Below are 19,054 nucleotides of genomic sequence, written 5' to 3'. Positions count from 1 at the left end.
TCTCTCTTGGCGCTCTTGGCGCTCTTGGCGCTCTTGGCGGCTTGGTGGTTTTCTTTTGCTCGCGTCAGTTGCAGTTCTGGGCGCCGGGTTGCGCGCAGCGGTAGGCGCGGACCTTGGTGTACACGGGGTACGGCGTTCCGTTCAGCTGCGTCCAGGCAAACTTGTCCCACGCGCTGTCTCGCAGGATGAACGGCGTGATGCCGAGGATGTTCGGGTGCGTGAGCCACACGTTCTTCAGCGCATCCACGGTGAAGTCTGCCACCTGATCCCGACTCCAGCTGTAGGACTCGTGTTGGATCGTCCAGCCCGTCTCGGTGATCAGCACCTTCATGCTCGGCTTGCCGATGGCCGCGAGCTCCTTCTCGAAGTACGTGAGGCCCGGGCCGCTCTCGGCGTAGGGCGCGAAGAAGCCCCAGCCTTCTCCCTTCGCGGGATACGAGTGGGAGGCGAAGGCGTCGATCTTGTCGAACACTCCCGGAACGCCGTCGTTCATGTAGCCGAGGAACGTGGCCGCCAGGGTACCGGGAGCGCCATTTTGCGTGGCGCAGTCACACGACGTGACGCCGCCAGGAGCCAGCGCGCCGTTCAGCACCTTGATGCGGGAGTCCCCCAGGGAGTGCAGCGCGTCCGCGGCGTCCCGCAGCAGGCTGGCGTACTCCTTCGCCATGGTCTTGTCGCTCAGGGAGCCGCCGGTGCAAGCCCACTCGTAACAGAGGTTCGCTTCGTTGTGGACCTCCACGTACATGGGCCACTGATCGCGCTTCGGCAGGTCCGCGATCACGTTCTTGTAGACCTGCGCCAGACCTTTGTAGCTCGTCGGGGACTCGCCCATGGCGCGCACGTTGCGATCCCCCCAGGGCGGCGCCATGCGGATCACTGGGATAAGGTCGCGAGCGTAGGCTTCCGCGATGGACTGCTTCCAGCTCGCTTCCGCGTTGCTGCGGCCGGGCTTGATGTCCGCGAAGATCACCGTGACGTAGCCGCCAGGGCCCACGAGCTTGGCGGTGAGATCGTGATCCGCGGCGTTGCCTTCACTCACGTAACCCATGCCGTAGCGGTTCACCGGCGGAGGGCCGCCGGTGGTGCCGCCGCTGCCGCTCGTGCCACCGGTTCCGCCACCCCCCGTGCCTCCCGTACCGCCGCCGCCGACGGCGTAGATCTGACAGGAAGCGACAGCGGTTCCGGGATTGCCGCCGTTCTTGTCTTTCACGAACGAGAAGCTCAGCACGCCCGCATCGTGGCCACTGATGCCGTAGCTCCAGGTGTACGGACCTTGTCCCGTGACGCCGATCCAGCTCGCCGTCGGAGCTCCGGGACCGCTCACTTCCAGGTCGACGTAGGTAAAGCCCGTGTCGTTGCTGTAGCTCGCGGTGAAGCTCTTGCCGACCGTGGCGGGATCCTCGGAGAAGGAGAAGCCGGGATCGCACGGCAGTGGCGCGAGGCCTCCGCTGCCTCCGCCGCCCGCGGTGCCGCCGTTGCCACCCCACTGTCCGCCGTCGATGCCGTTGATACCGGCAGTTCCCGCATTGCCTCCGGCGCCCGCGTTGCCCTGCGCCTCGGAGCTCTCCGAGCCGCACGCAGGCAGTGCCATCCACGACAAAAGCAAAAGCCCAATCGTGGTCGTGCGTCTGGTCGCCATCACCTGCTCCACGGCGTAGTGTACCCCGACCCATGACCGCCGCGCACTCGGCCAAGAACACGCGCTCCGAGCCCGGCTTGGACGCGTTTCGCTGCCTGGCGGTGGTGATGATGTTCGTGGTGCACGCCTTCCGATTGCAGGCGCCGCGATCGCGGTCCAGCGGCGGCGCGCTGGAGGCGTTGCTCGAGCTCTTCATGTGGGCCGAGCCCTACGTGGCCGCGACCTTCCTGTTCGTGGCGGGCATCTCCTTGGTGCTCTCCAAGCGCAAGGCGAAGAGCACGGCCGTGTGGCTGCGGAAGCTCGCGCTGCGGGCCCTGGGTCTTTACGCCCTGAGCGTGCTGTTGTTCGTGGCGCAGTTCGGCGTCGACTTACCGGACTTGCTCGCGTCGTCCGGGATCCTGTCGGCCATCGCCGTTGCCATCGTGCTCACGGGCCTCATGCTCGCGTCGCCGAAGCCCAACTGGGCCCTGGCCGCCCTGGGCATCGCCACCGTGGGCGTCGGGTCCTATCTGGAAGCGACGGCGCGCACGGTGAGCGGCCTGAACGGCGGCCCCGGAGGCGCCGTTCCGCTGATCGCCTTCACGGCCTTTGGCGCGCTCCTCGCGCGGCTCGTGCAGCGGCGCGGCAAGCGCGCCCTCGGCTGGGTCATCGCCCTCACGGCGCCGCTGTGCGCCTTCGCCGTGTTCAGCCACGCCGCATGGACGCAGAACGTCGTTTCGCGCTACGCGGATCTTGGCGGCCAGCTCGCCGTGACGGCGCTGTGGGATCCGGAGCTGCTCGCCCGCGCGCCGCACTCTGCCGTGGTGTTCTGGAATCACTCCGTGGTGGGCGTCGCGGGTCTGCTGCTGCCCCTTTCGGCGAGCTTGGCCGTCGCCCTGTTTGCACCCAAGCGCGCGTTTGCCGCCCGCGGCTTCGGCCCCGTGCTGCTCGTCGGTCGCCATGCGCTCGCCGTGTACGTGATGCACTTGGGGGTCCTCGGGGTGCTCGACGTCGCGGGCGTCACGCCGCCCTCCGCCGCGTGGACCTGGGTCACCATCGCGGCGCTGTTCGCTCTCGCCGTGGCCGTCGCCTTCGTCCTGGAGCGTCGCCCCCAGCGGCTGCTCTTCGGCCTGCGCGCCGCGGAACGCTGAGTCGCGCTCAGTCGAGCCGCAGCGTCGCGCGGTACACCGCCAAGAAGTACATCGGCAGGTGGTAGCCGTGCAGCCCATAGTCCGCGTCCCCCGGACGGAACAACGTCTGCAGCAGGAACAAGTCGGTGTTGCCGCCGCGCGGCTTGATGAGCCCCGGGCGCGTTCCGTACACGAGCCCCACGGACACCTCTCCCACCCGCTCCTGCTGCCCTTTGGAGTCCGTGCGTGGCATGTCCATGTAACGAAACGCCGGCCCGATGGCGCCAAAGTCGCGGTGCCGGAAGAACAGCGTGGCGTCGTAGCGAAACACGTTGCCGCTGTCGTGCACGGTCGCGGTGAACCAATCGAAGGAGTTGTCGTTGCGATCTTCGTAGCGCAGCGTCCCGTTGTTCAGCAGGAACAGCGGGCCCAGCGGGATCACCAAGCGCAGCCGGCCTTCGTAGTAGGGGAAACCCTGGGTGCCGTAGTCCCCGGCCTTTTCGCGGTCGTTGCGCGCGTCCCGGGAGCGATCTTCTCCCGGTTTGAAGGTGTGGTCGCGATAGGTGTAGCGGTAGCCGAGACTGCCGCCGAGGGTGAACAGGAACAGCCGCGCGTCCATGTTCAGGCTGCCGTCCGCATACGGATAGCTCGCGATGCCGCTGAGCCGCGTGTGCAGCATGCTCATGCCGGGTTCGAGGTCCGCGCGGTTCTCGAGCGATGCCTGGGCGCCGATGGTGTAGGCGTCCAAGTGCGCGAAGGTGCCCGCCGTGGGCGCATCCAGGAAATAGTCTCGGGGTTGCTCGGCATGCGCCGCGGGCACACCGAGCCCGAGCGCGGCGAGCAGCCCAGCACCCAGGGCGAGGACTCGTCGCATGAATCGCCAGGGTACCCGAGATCACCTTCGCTGCACCACTCGAAGCACCACGGCGTTCCCCGTCGGGGACGCCACGTTGCCGCGACCCACGGGCTCCAGGCGTTCGGCGGAGATCTTCTCTCGCCGCCACAAGTAGCGGAACACGGCATCCGCGCGGGCTTGCGTGTCCGCCAAGGCGCGGCGCTCCGCTTCTGCGTCCTTCGCTGGCCCTGAGCCGAACACCTCCACGCGCAGCATCAAGAGCTCGGGATGCGCGCGCATCAGCTCCGCCACCGCCGCGAGCACCTCGCGTACCTTCGGCGGCGGTAGCGAGCGCCGCGGATGCACGACGATGGCGCGCGCCACCAAGATGCGCCCGCCGTCGCAGCTCAGCCGCGCGAGCTGCCCGGGCTCGAACGCGTCGCTGCAGGGAGCCCCCGCATCCACCGCCGGCGGCGGCGACGGCGGCGCTCCCTGGGGCGTCGCCACTGGAGTTTTCAGCGCGTCGACATTTTCCGCGGTGACCGTACTCGGCGCCATGCGCGGCTCCGGGCTGCACGCCCACGCGAGCGCGAGCAAGAGCGGCGTGAGTTTTCGGAGCGTTGCCACGGGCACGGGTGCGCATGGTAGCTTTCCCGGCCTTGGAGGTGCGAGATGTGGACGCATAGTCGAAGCGCGGCACGGCCCCTGGCCTTCGTCAGCTTCTTGTTGGTGTTGCTGATGACGACCGCGGCGCTGGCCGCTGGACGCATTCAGTGGAGCAAGACCACGGTCAAGGAGCGCTCCGACCACGGTGGCTGGCGGCTGGAGGTGAAGATCTTCATGCCCCGGGCGCCGAACGTCCCGCACGTACCCGTGAAGTTCGAGTTCGAGCCCATCGCCTACTACGAGCGTTCGATGGTCGACGGCGACAAGCTGCTCGAGCGCCGCGTGCCCCTCACCGGGCGGCAGGCGATGATCGAGGGCGTGGACATCGGCTTCTTGGATCCCGGCAGCGGCAAGATCGAGCCGCGCACCAAGTTCTCCTTCAAGGTGACCCGCGCTCACGGCTACGAGGCCGGCGAGTACAAGGTGACGATCCGGGATGGCCGCAACGGCCAGCTCATCGGCACCCCCACTACCCTCAAGTTCGAGGGCGAGAACGAGGTCATCGATCGCCGGACCATGGTCTTCGCCGACAAGGGCGCGAAGAAGAAGAAGGACGACGACAAGAAGGCCGAAGAAAAGAAGGACGACGGCTCCACCGAGCCCGCCGAGGGCAGCGAGCCCGCCGAGGGCAGCGAGCCTGCCGAGGGCAGCGAGCCCGCCGAGGCGGAGCCCACGCCGGCCGCGTCCGACGACCCGCCGCAAGAGATCAAGGACAAGCCCGGTGGTTGTGGCTGCCGCACGCAGGATCTGCCGAGCACGCCTTCCACGCCGCTGGCTCCCGCCGCTCTCGCGGGGCTTCTGCTGTTGCTCCGTCGTCGGCGTCGCGCCTGAGCGCCCGCTTCCCGAAAGAAGAGCCCCGCGAAGTCTCTCGCGGGGCTTTTTCTTTTTTGTCGGTCCGCCGCGGAATCAGCGCGTTCCGGGCTGCGCGGGGCTCAGATTCCAGATCCAGTTGTCGAGCAGCACCAGCGAGTCGAACACGTGGTCACTGGTGTCCCAGATCGCGACGCGGAGCTCCATGATGTCTCCGGCGGCGACGTTGCCCGCAGTGGTGAGCCAGCCGGTTCCGCCGCCGAGCAGGTCGCTCGAGTTCGGCGGCGAGCCGCAGCCGCCGGTCTGGGTGTCGAAGCCGGTGCCGGACAATAGCGACGGCCCAGCCTTGCACAGCGCGCTGCCCGGCTGACCGCCGGCACAGCCCGTGGGGCCTGGATCGCACACGGCGAACAGGTTGGTGCCGTGGGACAAGTTCACACCGATGGGATAGCGCTGGAAGTTCGGCGCGATGTACACGGCCAGGTTCTTGTCCGCCGGGTTGGTGCTGACGTTTGCATCCACCAGCGCGACGAAGAAGTCGTTGAACGGCGTGCACACGTACTCCGGGAACTCCGCGGAGTTGAAGAACGCATTGAAGCTGAAGGACCGCGCGTTGGTCGGCACGCGGATGCGCAACGTGAGCATCACCGGGTCGTTCGCCAGGGTGCCGCTCGGATCCGGGCAACCCGGCGAGTTCGGCAGCGTGCCGCCGTTCGCCGCCAGCCAATCCTGCGGCACGGGACTCGTGCGTTGGTTGTCCTTGCCCGGCTGGAACGAGGCAAACGGAGGGTTGGTGTCCCCCGTGGCCGCCGCCGCACCGGTGGAGAACACCGCGAAACGCTGGCCCTTGAGCGGGAAGATCGAGTTGCCGAACTTCGTGCGCACCGAGCGCCCGTCGGGGTTCGGTAGCCCGGTGCCGTCCGCCAAGGTGAGCTTGGCCGAGATCACGCCCCAGATCTGGTCCTTCTTCTGGGGCACCACTTCCTGTGTGAACTGACACAGGTCCATCGCCTTGGCGTAGTCCAGCGGGTTCGCCGTGTTGCTGGAGGCGATGGTGTTGTCGCAGGGGGAATCGATCTCGTCGAAGAAGCCGTCGCAGTCGTCGTCGACGGCGTTGCCGATGTACTCGATGGCTCCCGGGTTCACGAGCTCCGGAGTGACGCTGCAGCCACCGGGCTGATCGCAGCAATCGCCGTCCGCTACGGTCCAGCCGTCACCGTCGCAGTCGCCGACGCTGCAACCGCCGCCGGTTCCACCGCTGCCGCCCACGCCGCCGGTTCCACCGATGCCGCCGGTTCCACCGATGCCGCCGGTTCCGCCGATGCCACCGGTTCCGCCGATGCCGCCGGTTCCGCCGATGCCACCAGTTCCGCCGAAGCCGCCGGTTCCGCCGAAGCCGCCAATGCCTCCGAAGCCGCCAATGCCTCCGAAGCCGCCGATACCTCCGAAGCCGCCGATACCTCCGGATCCACCGAAACCGCCGACCCCTCCGAAGCCGCCGATACCTCCGAAACCGCCAATGCCACCGCTTCCGCCTCCGCCGAAGCCTCCGCTACCCCCGAAGCCTCCGAAACCGCCAATGCCGCCGCTGCCGCCCCCGCCGAAGCCTCCGCTTCCGCCCGCGCCGCCAAAGCCTCCGATGCCTCCAGTGCCGCCCCCGCCAAAGCCGCCGGCGCCCCCGAGTCCGCCGATGCCACCTGTGCCGCCGCCACCGACACCGCCGACACCACCTGTGCCACCTACGCCACTTGTGCCACCGATACCTGCGCTGCCTCCAAAGCAGCCGGCGTCACCGCACTCCTCGCTCGGATCCAGGAAGCCATCCCGCGCTCCGCAGGCTGCTGCAAGGCCTCCAGCTACCAATGCCAGTACTTGGATCCAGGTCGGTTGGCGACGATTCACGTCATCCTCCTCGGCACGCTTCGGTGCGTGGCGCTCCCTCGCAAGCAAGTGCCGCGCCGGAGCGAGAGCATGGCCCTGTGGCTGCCGCGACGCAATGCCGTCGACACTGCGCACTGAACAGCCGGCCGGCTATTCGGGCGCCCCGCCGCAGGGCCGACGAGCCGCGCCGTCCGCTACCGTCTTCTTGGTGTTGGCGCGGCGCGAACCCCGTCCGGGACGGGCTCGCGGCGAACCGACATGGATCGGAAACCGATTCAGCCCACCCGCTGCGCGATGCGCTGGGCGCCGTCACGCAGCGTGGCTTCCGGCGTGAGCAAGCTGATCACGGCGTACGCGCCGCTCTCGAAGTCGAAGAAGTATCCGGGCTGCACCAACACGCCGTCTTCTTCCAGAAAGCGGAGCGCCCAGGCTTCGTCGTCCTGGCTTTCGGGCAGGCGCACCGTGGCATACCAGCCGCCCTCCACGTGCAGCACCGTGGCGGCGGTGTCGGCAAGCACGTCGCGCAACGTGGTCAGATTCGCTCGGGTGCGTTTCAGGATCGCGTCGTGGGCGACGGAGCGGGTGGCGAGCAGATCCCCAACGGCGAGCTGCACCGGCGTTGCGACGGACAAGAACGCATCGGCGACGATTTCCAGGCGCGCCAACAAAGGCGACAACATCTCCGGCGGAGCATTGCAGGCGATCCAACCGAGCTTCATCTGCGGCAATGCGGCGAGCTTCGAGAGACCACCGAGGGAAAAGCTGACGGCGCCCTCGGCCGCGAGCACGCTGGCCTTGGTCGGCACGTCCAGCAGCGGATAGCTGGCGAACACCTCGTCGGCGATGAGCGGCAGACCGAGCTCCGTCAGCGCAGCAAGCTCGCTCTGGTGCAGGTAGTTCCCCGTCGGGTTGTTGGGGCTCACCAACACGATGGCGCGAGTGCTCTTGGTCGTGGCGCGGCGCACGGCGTCCAAGTCGATGTGCCAAGCGCCGTCGTAGGCGAGCGGATAGCAGTCCATCACCACGCTCTCGAGCCGAGCGAGGTGCTCGAGCAGCGGGTAGCTCGGCGCGGGCACCAACACGTGGTCGCCGGGATCGCAGAGCAGCTTGAACAGGTAGGCGTAGGCCTCACTGGTGCTGGCGGTGAGCAGCAGCTGGGACGCGGGCCACGACAGCTCTGCGGCAACGGCAGCGCGGGCGGCGGCGAGGCCGAAGGGCTCGGGAGCGTAGACGAGGCATTGTTCTCGAGCGAGCGCGTGCACGACGTCGGGGTGGTACGGAATGCCCACCCGAGTGGGGTTCGACTCGGTCAGATCCAGCACCTGCGCGCCCGTGGCGCGGCGCTCGGCGAGGCGCTGGGTGAGCGCGTTGGCCTCCAAGGGCAGATCGGTACGTCGGGAGAACACCGCCCGGAAAGCTCGTCCCGGCGCTCGGGAAAGGCAAGCCTGCGTTGACCGCCGCGGGGGGAGGCACCTACCGTCCGGCTCGTGAACGCACCCCAAGAGAAGTCCAAGATGAGCCCCGTCGCCATCATCCTGATCGTGGTGGGGGCGCTCGTCGTGCTCGCCATCGCGGGCGTAGGCGTGTTTGCGGCCATCGGGATGTACGGAGCGCGGCGCTACATCAACACCGCGAAGGAAGCCGAGGGCCGAACGTCGGCGCAGGTGTTGGCGCTGGGCATCGTGCGCTGCGCGGAGCAGGAAACCCTGGAAGGCAAGTCCGAGCTCTTGCCGGACACGGCGCCCGCGGTGCCCGGCAGCTTGTCCGACGTCTCTGGGCGGAAGTACATGAGCAGCACTACCGACTGGAGCGCGCCGGCTTACACTTGTGCGACCTTCGCCATGTCGACGCCGCAGTACTTCCAGTATCAGTGGGTGAAAGAGAGCTCCACCGCCGGAGTGGTACGCGCCATCGCGGACTTCAATGGCGACGGCAGCGCGGACGTGACCTTCGAGGTACCGGTGACGTGCACCGGCAAGACCTGCAGCACGGGTGCAATCGCCAAGCGCTGACGCATGAGCGAGCCCAGCTTCAGCGACCACGTGGTCCATCTCTCGGACGACGGTCGGGACATCTGGATCGTGGGCACGGCGCACGTCTCCCAGCGCAGCGTGGAGGAAGTGGAGCACGTGATCGCCACGGTGCAGCCGGACACCGTGTGCGTGGAGCTCGATCCCATGCGGCACGAGGTGCTGATGGACGAGCACCGTTGGCGGAACCTGGACGTGTTCCAGATCATCCGTGAAAAGAAGGTGCTGTTCCTGCTCGCGAGCCTGGCGCTGTCGGCGTACCAGAAGCGCATTGGGGAGAAGCTCGGGGTGCGGCCGGGGGCGGAGCTCCGGGCCGCGGTGGAGGCCGCCAAGGGCGTGGGGGCGGAGCTGGTGCTGGCGGATCGCGACATCCAAGCAACGCTCAAGCGCACCTGGGCGAACCTGTCGTTCTGGAACAAGCTCCGGCTCAGCTCGGTGATGATGGCAGCTCCCTTCGCTGCGAACGACATCTCCGAGGAACAGATCGAAGAGCTGAAGGACCGCGACAGCATCGGCGAGATGCTCGACCAGCTGGCGGAGGCCATGCCGGAGGTCAAGGTGCCGCTGATCGACGAGCGCGACCTGTGGCTGATGTCGTCGGTGGACGAAGCACCCGGCAAGAAGGTGGTGGCCGTGGTGGGCGCCGGCCACGTGCGCGGCATGCTGGCGCGACGGGGAGAAGCGCTGGATCGCGACGCCCTCACCCACATTCCGCCGCCGTCGCAGGTCACCCGCGCCCTCAAGTGGGTGATCCCGCTGATCGTGTTGGCGGCGTTCTACTGGGGCTGGCGCGAGCACTCCACGGAAGGTCTGGCGCACATGCTCAAGGCCTGGATCATCCCCAACTCCGTGGCTGCCGCGCTGTTCAGCATCGTCGCCGGCGCCAAACCCCTGACGGTTCTCGTCGCGCTCGTCGCCTCGCCCATCACGTCGCTGAATCCCACCATCGGTGCCGGCATGGCCGCGGGGTTGGTGGAGGCGTGGCTGCGCAAACCAACGGTGGACGACTGCGAACGCTTGGGGGACGACGTGTCCAGCGTGCGCGGGGTGTACAAGAACCGCGTCACCCGCGTGCTGCTGGTCACGGTGATGGCGACTTTGGGCTCCGCGGTGGGGGCCTGGGTGGGTGCCAGCTGGGTGATTTCGCTGCTTTAGCGGGCTCGTCTGGTATCCTTCGGGCCGAGTGGCCCAGCCCAAGAGCGACTTTCAGCCCGGCGCCACCGTTGGCCAGTACACCATCACGCGCCGGATCGGCACCGGCGGCATGGGTGAGGTGTACGAAGCGCTCCATGTCGGCCTCGATAAAAAGTTCGCCATCAAGACGCTACGGCGGGAGCACGCCGAGCACGAGACCATCGTCGCTCGCTTCTTGCGCGAGGGGCAGGTCGCATCGCGCATTCACCACCCGAACATCGTGAACGTCACCGACGTCGGCGTCATCGACGGACTGCCATGCCTGATCATGGAGTACCTCGAGGGGGAGCCGCTGTCGGCGATGTTCAAGCGGGAGAAGCTCATCCCGCTGAACCGACTGGTGGATCTGATGCTCCCGGTGATCGCAGCGGTGCATGCCGCGCACAAGCAGGGCGTCATCCATCGGGATCTCAAGCCGGCCAACATCTACCTGGCCAGGAATTGGACGGGAGACGCCGAGCCCAAGGTGCTGGACTTCGGCATCTCCAAGCTGATGCAGGATCCCGGCGAGATCACCAAGGCGAGCTCGTCCTTCCTGGGCTCGCCGCACTACGCCTCCCCGGAGCTCGCCCGGGGAGACAAGAACCTCGACGCCCGCTCGGATCAATACGCCATCGGCGTGATGCTGTACGAAGGCTCCTGTGGCGTGCGGCCCTTCGCGCACCGCGCGGACTCGTTCATGTCGCTGATGTACGCCATCACCGAGGCGGACTACCTACCGCTGCGCCACCACCGTCCCGAGCTGCCCGCTGCCTTCGAGGCGACCGTTCTGCGCGCCATGGCGAAGCATCGTGAAGATCGCTTTCCCAGCGTTCACGACCTGGGCCGGGCGCTGCTGCCATTCGCAAGCGCCCGGGCAAAGCTCCTGTGGGAGCCGGTGTTCGGAGGCGCCGCGGTCACCGACAACGAGCCCACCATCCGCGAGCCGCAAGGAGTGAGCTTCGATCCCGAGCGCCCGCAGATCACGGCGCCTCCGCGCTCGTTTCAACCGAGTCAGCCGTCCATCAGCGGCAGCTTCAGCGTGCCGCCATCGATCCCCACGTCCATTCCGGACGTCACCATCGCTCCCAAGCCGGAGAGCACCTGGCGCGACACCGTGCGCGTCGCCGCCACCTCGCTGTTCGCGTTCTTGCTCGGAGCCGGCGTGGCCTGGGGCGCCGCCAAGCTCGTGGCCGTCAGCAAGCACTCGGATCCCACCGTGTTCAGCCCACCGGAAAAGGGCATCGAAGCCGCGCCGGTCACCAGCGCCCGCCCATGAGCCGACTCGCCCGTGCGGCTCCGTGGTTGCTCGCCGTCGTGGTGGTGCTGGTGTACCTGCCGTCGCTAGCGGGGGGATACCTGAATTGGGACGACCCCTGGCTCATCCGCGATAACCCCGTGCTCGCGAACGGATCTCCGCACGCACTGCTGAGCATCTGGACCGATCTATCCCGCGAAACACGGCTCACCCTGGGTGCAGAGTACTTGCCGGTGCGGGACACGGAGCTGTGGCTCGAGGCGCGCCTCTTCGGTCTCGGCCCCCAGCTGCTGCGCGCCACGTCCCTCGGACTCTACGTCGTCGCGGTGCTGCTCTTTCGCGGTGCGCTGCATCGCGCGCTGTCGAGCTTCGCCGCCGCGGAAGTCGCCGCCTGGGCCTTCGCGCTGCACCCCGTGCACGTGGAGTCCGTTGCTTGGCTCGCCGGGCGTAAAGACGTGCTGGCTCTCGTCTTCGTAGCTGCTGCCCTCTTCTTTTATGCCGGTTCGTCGCGGAACAGGCTGTGGTCCGTCCCGCTCTCGCTGGCCCTGGCCCACCTCTCCAAGTCGATGACGGTCACGGCAGTGGGACTGCTCTTCGTCCACGATCTGCTCGCTCGTCGCAAGCCCGAGTGGCGCGTCCTCGGCATCAGCATGGCGATCGCCGTCGCGGCCCTCGCGGTCCACATGAAGGTCGGCCACGTCGTGCACATGACCGTTCCGCCGGCCGGCGGTTCGCGGCTCGCTCAGCTCGCCACCATGGGTCCGGTGTGGCTGCGCTACCTGGTCGTGTTGGTATGGCCCCCCGCGCTCTCCTTGGTGCACGACGTCCCGGTGCGCACGAGCTTCGACGCCCTCTCCGCTCTCGGCTATCTCGCCGTTGTCGGCTGGGGGGTCGCCGGCGTCGTCCTGTGGCGCAAGCGCGATCAGCGCATCGTCCTCGCGAGCTTCGCGTGGTTCGTCGTGCCCCTGGCGCCGGTGAGCCAGGTGCTCTTCCCGCTGCAGAACCAGATGGCCGACCGCTATCTGTTCCTGAGCGTGATGGCCGTCGCCCTGCTGCTCGGCGCCGTTGCCGCGCGCTTCGCGCGGCCCGGCGTCGCCCTGGGCGGCGTGGCCATCGCGGGCTGGGCCTTCGCCACGTTGAACCGCGGCTCGCTCTTCGCCGACAGCATCGCGGCGTTCTCGGACGCCACGAAGAAGACTCAGTACGCCACCATGGCCCCGTACCAGCTCGGCCAGGCGTACGAGGAAATCGGCGTCGACGCCCGCGCCATCGCCGCTTATCGCGAAGTGTTGCGGCGGTCGGAGGGGCACGACGAAGCCGGCCGCCGCGCCACGAACAACTTGGCGAAGCTCTTGGCGCGTCACGGCGACCTGCCCGGCGCCGAGCGCGTGCTGCGTTCCGGCCGCCAGCGGTTCCCCGACGACCCCAAGATGCGGAACAACCTGATCCAGGTGCTCCTTCGGCAGGGCCGCACCCGCGAGGCCAAGGAGCTGCAGAGCCAAGCTCAGAGCGGCGAAAACTCCGCAAAGAGCCGCTGATTCATTCCGCGCAGGCTTTGTAAGGGCGGGCTTATGGGCGCGCGGGGAAGATCGCCGGATGCGATGGATGGCGACGGGGGTGCTCATGGTCGGCCTGAGCGCGGTGGCGTGCGGGTCGGATCCGCAGGGTGACGGCGGCGCGACCGGCGGAGCTGCGGGCAGCAGCGGCGCCGGCGCCACTGGAGGCAACGCGGCGAGTGGCGGCTCGGGCGGCAGCGGCGCGACCGGGGGCAGCGGCGGCGCTGCGGGCAGCGGCGGCGCTGCGGGCAGCGGCGGTGCCGCCGGCAGTGGTGGCTCGGCCGGAAGCGGCGGCGCGGGCGGCAGCGGCGGTTCCGGTGGTGCCGCGGGCAGCGGCGGGTCCGGTGGTGCGAGCGGCAGCGGCGGCTCGGGTGGTTCCGGTGGCGGAACCGTCACTCACGGCAGCCAGATCTCGACCAGCAACACCGGCTACCTCGCGTACAAGGGTCCCAAGGGCGAGACCTGCACCGAAGCGACGATGACCGTCTACACCTCCAAGGTGAAGGCGAGCCAGCTCGGCGCTACCGCGACCTGCGTGTGGCTGAAGGCCGGCATCACCGTCGATGCACCGATCACGCTGAACGCTTGCCGCATCGACGCCAACGTCGTCAACGGTAGCAACAACGACATCACCTTGAGCTACTGCATGGTCAAGGCCCCGTCCCCCGGTGACTGGGCACTCGGCTCCTCGCACTTCACGGCGATCCGTTCGCAGCTGGTGGGCAGCTCGGATGGCGTTCGCTTCGGCGGCTCCGGCACGGACACGCTGATCGAGAACTACATCCGGGTAGCCACCCAGAGCTCCCAGGATCACAACGACGGCGTGCAGATGTACGGCGCCTCCGGCGGTGGCGTGATCCTGCGCAACAACATCGACTGCCGCCCCGTTTCGGGAAGCACGAGCGGCGCCAACGGCGCCATCTTCGTCGCCGACGGCGCGACCGGGACCTACGAAATTCGCGACAACTACTTGATGGGCGGAGGGTACACGCTGCGGCTGCACGAGAGCGGCTACTACCGCGTGACGGGGAACCGCATCGAAACCGGCTCCTACTCCTACGGCCCGCTCACGACCACCAACGCCATCTCCGGCGCCTTCCTCGAGTGGTCCGACAACAAGGAAACCAACGGAACGGTGCTGCAGCCATGATCACTTCCCGATTCGCGTTACGAGCACTCGCCATCCCGACCGCATTCCTCGCGTTGAGCGTGGTGGCGTGTGGTGGCTCCGACGATTCCGCGGGCTCCGGTGGCCAAGGCGGCAGCGCGGCAGGCGCGAGCGGCGGCAGCGGAGGGAGCGGGGCGAGCTCGGGGGGCAGCGGTGGCTCGAGCTCAGGTGGGAGCAGCGGGTCCGGCGCCACGGCCGGCGGCGGCGGTTCCAGTGGTACGGCCGGCAGCGGCGGTTCCGGTGGCGCTGCGGGTAGCGGTGGCGCTGCGGGCGGCGGCGGTTCCGGTGGTGCTGCGGGCAGCGGCGGCGCGGGCGGCAGCGGTGGCACCGGCGGGAGCTGCACCGGCGCGGTCAATACGCCCGGGGGTCCGGACGCGTGGAGCGGCTGTTGGCCGGGTCCGGACAACACCGGCGTGCCGTCCGGCACGAACCTCACCGTTCATCAGGGCGACCTCAGCATCACCCAATCGAACACCGTGCTGCAGGACACCGAGGTGCACGGCTGCGTGACCATCGCGGACAAGATCTCCAACGTCACCATCAAGAACGTCCGCGTGAAGTCCGCCGGCTGCTACTGGCAGATCCTGAACAACGGCGCCACCAACGTCACGGTGCAGGACACGGAGCTCGATTGCCAAGGCAACACCGCCAATGACGCCGGCGGCGCGGGCGACGACATCACCTACCTCCGCGTGAACATCCACGGCTGCACCGACGGCCTGAAGGTGGGCAGCAACGTGAAGGTGCAAGACTCGTACATCCACGACTTGAAGCAGACCGCGCAGTCGCACAACGACGGTATGCAGAGCCTGGGCACCACCAAGCTCGACATCCTCCACAACACCTGCATTCTCGGCGGCAACGCTACGTCTTGCGTGATCCTGAGCACGGGGTCGGCCAGCGACATGCGCAACATCACCATGGACCGCAACCTGTTCGCGGGCGGCGCGTACACCATCTACGGCGGATACGAGGCCGGCAGCGACGACGTCTCCAAGGTCAGCAACATCAAGATCACGGACAACCGTTTCTCCACCGTCGTCTCGCCCAAGGGCGGCGCCTACGGCCCCATGACGTCCGTCGATCCGCCCGTCGTGCACACCGGCAACGTGTGGGCCGACGGACCCAAGGCCGGCCAAAGCGCGGACTGAACCGACCAGCGCGATCAGTCCAGATGCACCTCCGCGGCCTTTCCGAGGCCGGTCAGGCGCACATGCGGCTTTCGGTCCACGGTGCCGACCAGGACGTCGTCACCGTCCCGGCGCGCCTCCTGCAAGTAGAGCTTTTCCTTGAACAACCAGCGGGTCTTACCCTCGGAGACTCCGCCCACGTACACGTTGTACGGATGTACCTTCGTGGTCACGACGTAAACACCGAGGTCGTGCAATGGCAGCAGCGCATTGGGGTTGGAGAGCTTGGCCAGGTGCAGCAACGTGGCGGCTCTCGCGTCGAGATCGAGCTGCAACAAGTACAGACCCTTGGACGACAGGAACGCTACGCGGTTTTCGGGCAGCGACATCACGCCCTTGCCTTGTTCCTTGCTGGGCAATCGAAAGACCTCAACGGGCTTCGCAGCCTGGGCCACATCGCAAAGATCGAGAGCCCCACGCTGCGCGAGCAACAGATGCTTCCGGTCCGGCGTCAGATCGGCGCCGTATGTCTGGAGCGCGAGGCGCACGACGGGGGCGTTCTCCGCGACGCGAACGTGCACTGCCGCGTGAGGCATGTAGGCATTGTCTTTGCCGTGGAGCGCGAGGGCAGCACCGTCCGCCAGCGTGACCACGTGTGCTGACGTCGGGACTTCGAGGGCAGCGCACAACGCCGGCTCCGTGACGCGCTGATACTTGCTCGGCTCGTCCACGCGCCCGACCTTCGCCATGCGTTTCAGCGCCGCCGAGGCCGGCTTCTTCTTTACTGCGCCTTCCCCTCTCTTCGCCTTCGGCTTTGCCTTCTTGCCGCTGGCAAACTGCTCGTACAGCGCGTCGAGGTAGGTTACTTCGTACGCCTGTCCATTGACGGCCAGGGCCACGCGACCGTTGGGTGTTTCGAACGGGGACGGCACCTTGCCCGAAAGCGAGCCCAGCTTCTTCAGCTTCTTGTTGGCGACACCAATGAAGGTCAACTGCTTGCCTCGCAAACACAGGATCTCTCCCTGCCGCAACGTGAGCACCCGATCGCCAGACGCCTTCAGGACGTCGAGCTCTTCCCCGCTCCCTGCCGCGAACAGGCGTACGCGCTTTTCCGTCGCGATGATCCAATCGCCTTCAGGGGAGAAGGCGGCGCCGACGAACCTGGAACCGTCGAGACGCGAATCGATGCGCTCGCAGAACTTGCGCACGTCGCCGCTACTCAGATCGATGACGTACGCTTGCCAGCTCGTCCACATGATGGCGTGGCTGCCGTCGTGGCTGAGTACCGGCCCAGCCAGGTCTCGAGTTCCCTCCGGGAACCTTGCGGCCTTGCGCTGCCCCTGCGCGTCGAGCCAAGCCAAGCTGATGGTGTTCCTGTTCGGCCCGCCCCCCACCAAGGCCAGGGGGCGCTCGAGGCTCGCGGGGGCGCAGCGCAGCGGCCGGTCGCCGGGCGCGTGCACGAAGTACACGCCGCCGGCGGAGCTGCGCCGTTCCTGGTCCGGCTCGGTGGGGAGGGCAAAGCGAGCCTCCGTCTCGGGCGGGTAATCGAAGAAGTCTTGCGTCTCGGGGACTGCGATCCCACTTGGCTGCACGCCCAACTTGCCCGGCGTCGACACGATGATGGCATCGTCGACAGCCGTTTGGCTTTGCATGGTTTGCGCGCGGCCCCTACCTGCAGCAACCGCGGCGTTCACCTCGAGCGGCGGCAGTGCCGAATCGACCGCGCGCGCGAAAGGCGCGAAGCTGGTTCCCCCCGCTCCTTCGGGCCCGGCGTCGGGCGCGCTCTGGGAAAGGGACCAACGGCTCCAGGCGCCTTCGCCGTCGCGAGCGTTGTGGAACACCACGTCGGCGATCGGCACGATGCGATGCGCCGCTTCGAAGAAATCCGCCACGACTCCCAAAAAGCCGTAGCCACTCATCCAACGCTCCCCGACATCGAACACTGCGAACCGATCGGACGTTCGCCACGCGCCGCTGGGATCCGCCGGGCCACTGCGGAGCAGTGATGCAAACGTGAAGCCGAGCGCTTCCCACTGTTCGTCGGTCGGGACGCGCTGGAACTGCACACTGAATCGGTAGCCTTCGTTCGCTCCCTCCGCGAACTCCGCCGGCCTGCGACCATAGAACCGAAAGGAAAACGCCATGCTGCTTTCTACCAGAACCCGCGCGGCTCTCAGCTTCAGCAGAGTCCAAGCATCCTCTGAGCGTTGGATGAGAGTAAGGCCCTGACCGCGCAGCGCGTTGTGCGATACGATGAGTGAGGCCACTGCAGAAGGTGTACGATCAGTCCGGCGACCTGACCCCTGAGGCCTCCACGAGGAGAGCAAGATGATGAATGCTCCGCGCGCCAGGCAAACACCACGCCCGTTGATTCTCTTCGCGCTGCTTGCAGCCTCATCATGCGGAAGCGAGAACGAACCCGTTCGGGGCGCTTCGGGCTCGACCGGATTGGGCGGAACAGGCGGCGATTCCGGAGGCGCCGGAGGGAACGCTGGCGTCAGCTCTGGGGGAAGCTCCGCGAGCGCGGGAACAGGGTCGGGCGGAGCCGCCGGGTCGGCCGGAGCCGCCACGGGTGGTACGGGCGCTTTGGGAGGAAGCTCCGGGTCTGGAGCGACGGGCGGCACGTCCGGCTCAGGTAGTAGTCCAGGCACCGGCGGGGCCAGCCCCGGCAACGTGTACTTCCGAGCCGACCACGAGAACCCCAACCCCAATGGGGACCAACGCTACAACTACTCCTACAAGTACCCGCAGGGTTCTTGGACGTGGACTCACCTTCCGACAGGTGGCTGGGGGGCAAGTGGCGCGGCGCACATTCAGATGCACGCGGGACAGACTCAGTACTCGTTCGGTTTCGTGACGCAGCAGTTGGGTCACACGTTCCAGAATGGCGAAGGCGTCTACATCCGATTTCGGATTCGCTACGACGAAGCCATGAGGGGAACGCCCGATTGGGGCAACAAGTTCATCTTGATGGGGACGACTGGGACGACGCCCAATTCCCGTCTCATCATCTACATGAATCCTCCGCACCCGTCGCGCGGCTGCACCCTCGACTTCACGGACAACGGTCAAACTCCTGCGTGGGCCGTGCCCAGCTACTACGGCGTCAGCGGCTCCAGCTTCGCGAGCTTGATCCCTGTCGCGTGGAGCCTCGCACCGCACGTAAACATCAGTTGGGACTGCGGTCCGCCGGTGCTGCAGACCATTCCAAGTAACCCACTGGAGGCTCGCCCCGGTCCTGCGAACTCCGCGAAAGCCGTGGACGGCTGGTACCACATCCAGATCTACGCTCAGAGCGGTGGGCCCGGCCAAGGAGTGTTCAAGTCCTGGGCAAACAACAACGACTTCAACTCGCCGAGCGCCGAGCGCAACGGGCTGACCGGTGGCCTCGGTGTCGTTGGATGGGGTGATGGCGCCGTGATAGGCGGGTACATGGACAATGCGACGCCCACCACGGATCTCGGCTACGTCATCGACGACGTCGAGATCGGTGACACGTTTCATCCGGCCTGGTACCCATAGGTTCTGGTCGTCGCTTCCGCCGTGGTTGTGGGAGGCGGCGGGCCACGTCGGTCGAATCACGCGCCGGTGGGAACTGGGGTTCCGCGGCGGACCAACATCCAGACGAGGATGCGGAGTGAGGGCTGTGGCATGGGCGCTGCAGCCTCCAAGGACGTGACGCAGCCGCACCGGAGCATCGACTTTTCCCTCGTTGTTCCGGTGAGTTGCGCACGGCGCTCGATGCCCCATCGCGAGCGTTTCCGCAGATTCGGCGTACCGCACCAGGAGCTGCGCAAGG

General features: G+C 67.5%; 14 protein-coding genes. 8 read left to right on the top strand and 6 right to left on the bottom strand.

All coding sequences use genetic code 11. The annotated features are described in order from the left end of the window. Positions 1 to 64: 64 nt before the first annotated feature. Positions 65 to 1,591, bottom strand: coding sequence for a hypothetical protein (locus H6717_40210; GenBank protein MCB9583327.1), 1,527 nt, complete (start codon positions 1,589 to 1,591; stop codon positions 65 to 67). 80 nt (positions 1,592 to 1,671) lie between these two features. Here H6717_40210 and H6717_40205 point away from each other — a divergent pair, with 80 nt between their 5' ends. Beyond that, positions 1,672 to 2,769: a DUF1624 domain-containing protein gene (locus H6717_40205; GenBank protein MCB9583326.1), complete on the top strand. Its 1,098-nt coding sequence runs from the start codon at positions 1,672 to 1,674 to the stop codon at positions 2,767 to 2,769. A 7-nt stretch (positions 2,770 to 2,776) separates the two neighbouring features. On the opposite strand, the gene H6717_40200 is transcribed toward H6717_40205, so the two are convergent. Both H6717_40200 and H6717_40195 read right to left on the bottom strand, forming a co-directional pair. Continuing rightward, positions 2,777 to 3,622, bottom strand: a complete 846-nt coding sequence (locus H6717_40200; protein ID MCB9583325.1) for a hypothetical protein — start codon at positions 3,620 to 3,622, stop codon at positions 2,777 to 2,779. A gap of 21 nt (positions 3,623 to 3,643) precedes the next feature. Continuing rightward, positions 3,644 to 4,210: an OmpA family protein gene (locus H6717_40195; GenBank protein MCB9583324.1), complete on the bottom strand. Its 567-nt coding sequence runs from the start codon at positions 4,208 to 4,210 to the stop codon at positions 3,644 to 3,646. A 45-nt stretch (positions 4,211 to 4,255) separates the two neighbouring features. Between H6717_40195 and H6717_40190 the strand changes: the two genes are divergently transcribed. Then, the gene (locus tag H6717_40190; GenBank protein MCB9583323.1) at positions 4,256 to 5,080 is read left to right on the top strand and encodes a hypothetical protein; all 825 of its coding nucleotides are present in this window, start codon (positions 4,256 to 4,258) and stop codon (positions 5,078 to 5,080) included. Between the two features lie 75 nt (positions 5,081 to 5,155). On the opposite strand, the gene H6717_40185 is transcribed toward H6717_40190, so the two are convergent. Together H6717_40185 and H6717_40180 are read right to left on the bottom strand one after the other, a co-directional pair. Then, complete coding sequence (locus H6717_40185) at positions 5,156 to 6,961, bottom strand: choice-of-anchor L domain-containing protein (protein ID MCB9583322.1); 1,806 nt, start codon at positions 6,959 to 6,961, stop codon at positions 5,156 to 5,158. A 254-nt stretch (positions 6,962 to 7,215) separates the two neighbouring features. Continuing rightward, positions 7,216 to 8,991: a pyridoxal phosphate-dependent aminotransferase gene (locus H6717_40180; protein ID MCB9583321.1), complete on the bottom strand. Its 1,776-nt coding sequence runs from the start codon at positions 8,989 to 8,991 to the stop codon at positions 7,216 to 7,218. Here H6717_40180 and H6717_40175 point away from each other — a divergent pair. From H6717_40175 to H6717_40155, 5 genes are read left to right on the top strand one after another with little or no spacing between them, the layout of a single operon-like run. Beyond that, on the top strand, positions 8,956 to 10,125 hold the full coding sequence (locus tag H6717_40175) for a TraB/GumN family protein (protein ID MCB9583320.1): 1,170 nt from the start codon (positions 8,956 to 8,958) through the stop codon (positions 10,123 to 10,125). The two genes, H6717_40180 and H6717_40175, sit on opposite strands and share 36 nt — an antisense overlap. A 28-nt stretch (positions 10,126 to 10,153) precedes the next feature. Next, the gene (locus H6717_40170) at positions 10,154 to 11,422 is read left to right on the top strand and encodes a serine/threonine protein kinase (protein ID MCB9583319.1); all 1,269 of its coding nucleotides are present in this window, start codon (positions 10,154 to 10,156) and stop codon (positions 11,420 to 11,422) included. Beyond that, a complete protein-coding gene (locus H6717_40165; protein MCB9583318.1) occupies positions 11,419 to 12,939 on the top strand; it encodes a hypothetical protein in 1,521 nt (506 codons plus the stop codon). Before H6717_40170 ends, H6717_40165 begins: the two co-directional genes overlap by 4 nt. A gap of 58 nt (positions 12,940 to 12,997) precedes the next feature. Beyond that, entirely contained in the window at positions 12,998 to 14,107 is a 1,110-nt protein-coding gene (locus H6717_40160) for a hypothetical protein (protein MCB9583317.1), read from the top strand. Next, the gene (locus H6717_40155) at positions 14,104 to 15,276 is read left to right on the top strand and encodes a hypothetical protein (protein ID MCB9583316.1); all 1,173 of its coding nucleotides are present in this window, start codon (positions 14,104 to 14,106) and stop codon (positions 15,274 to 15,276) included. The genes H6717_40160 and H6717_40155 overlap by 4 nt, the downstream gene beginning before the upstream one ends. Positions 15,277 to 15,290: 14 nt before the next feature. On the opposite strand, the gene H6717_40150 is transcribed toward H6717_40155, so the two are convergent. Continuing rightward, a complete protein-coding gene (locus H6717_40150) occupies positions 15,291 to 17,399 on the bottom strand; it encodes a hypothetical protein (GenBank protein ID MCB9583315.1) in 2,109 nt (702 codons plus the stop codon). A gap of 529 nt (positions 17,400 to 17,928) precedes the next feature. Between H6717_40150 and H6717_40145 the strand changes: the two genes are divergently transcribed. Beyond that, a complete protein-coding gene (locus H6717_40145; protein ID MCB9583314.1) occupies positions 17,929 to 18,777 on the top strand; it encodes a hypothetical protein in 849 nt (282 codons plus the stop codon). Positions 18,778 to 19,054: the final 277 nt, after the last annotated feature.

The organism is Polyangiaceae bacterium (assembly GCA_020633235.1).
Lineage (GTDB): Bacteria > Myxococcota_A > Polyangia > Polyangiales > Polyangiaceae > JACKEA01.
The sequence above is the reverse complement of the archived record's forward strand: the minus strand, read 5'-3'. Positions and strand labels throughout refer to the sequence as shown.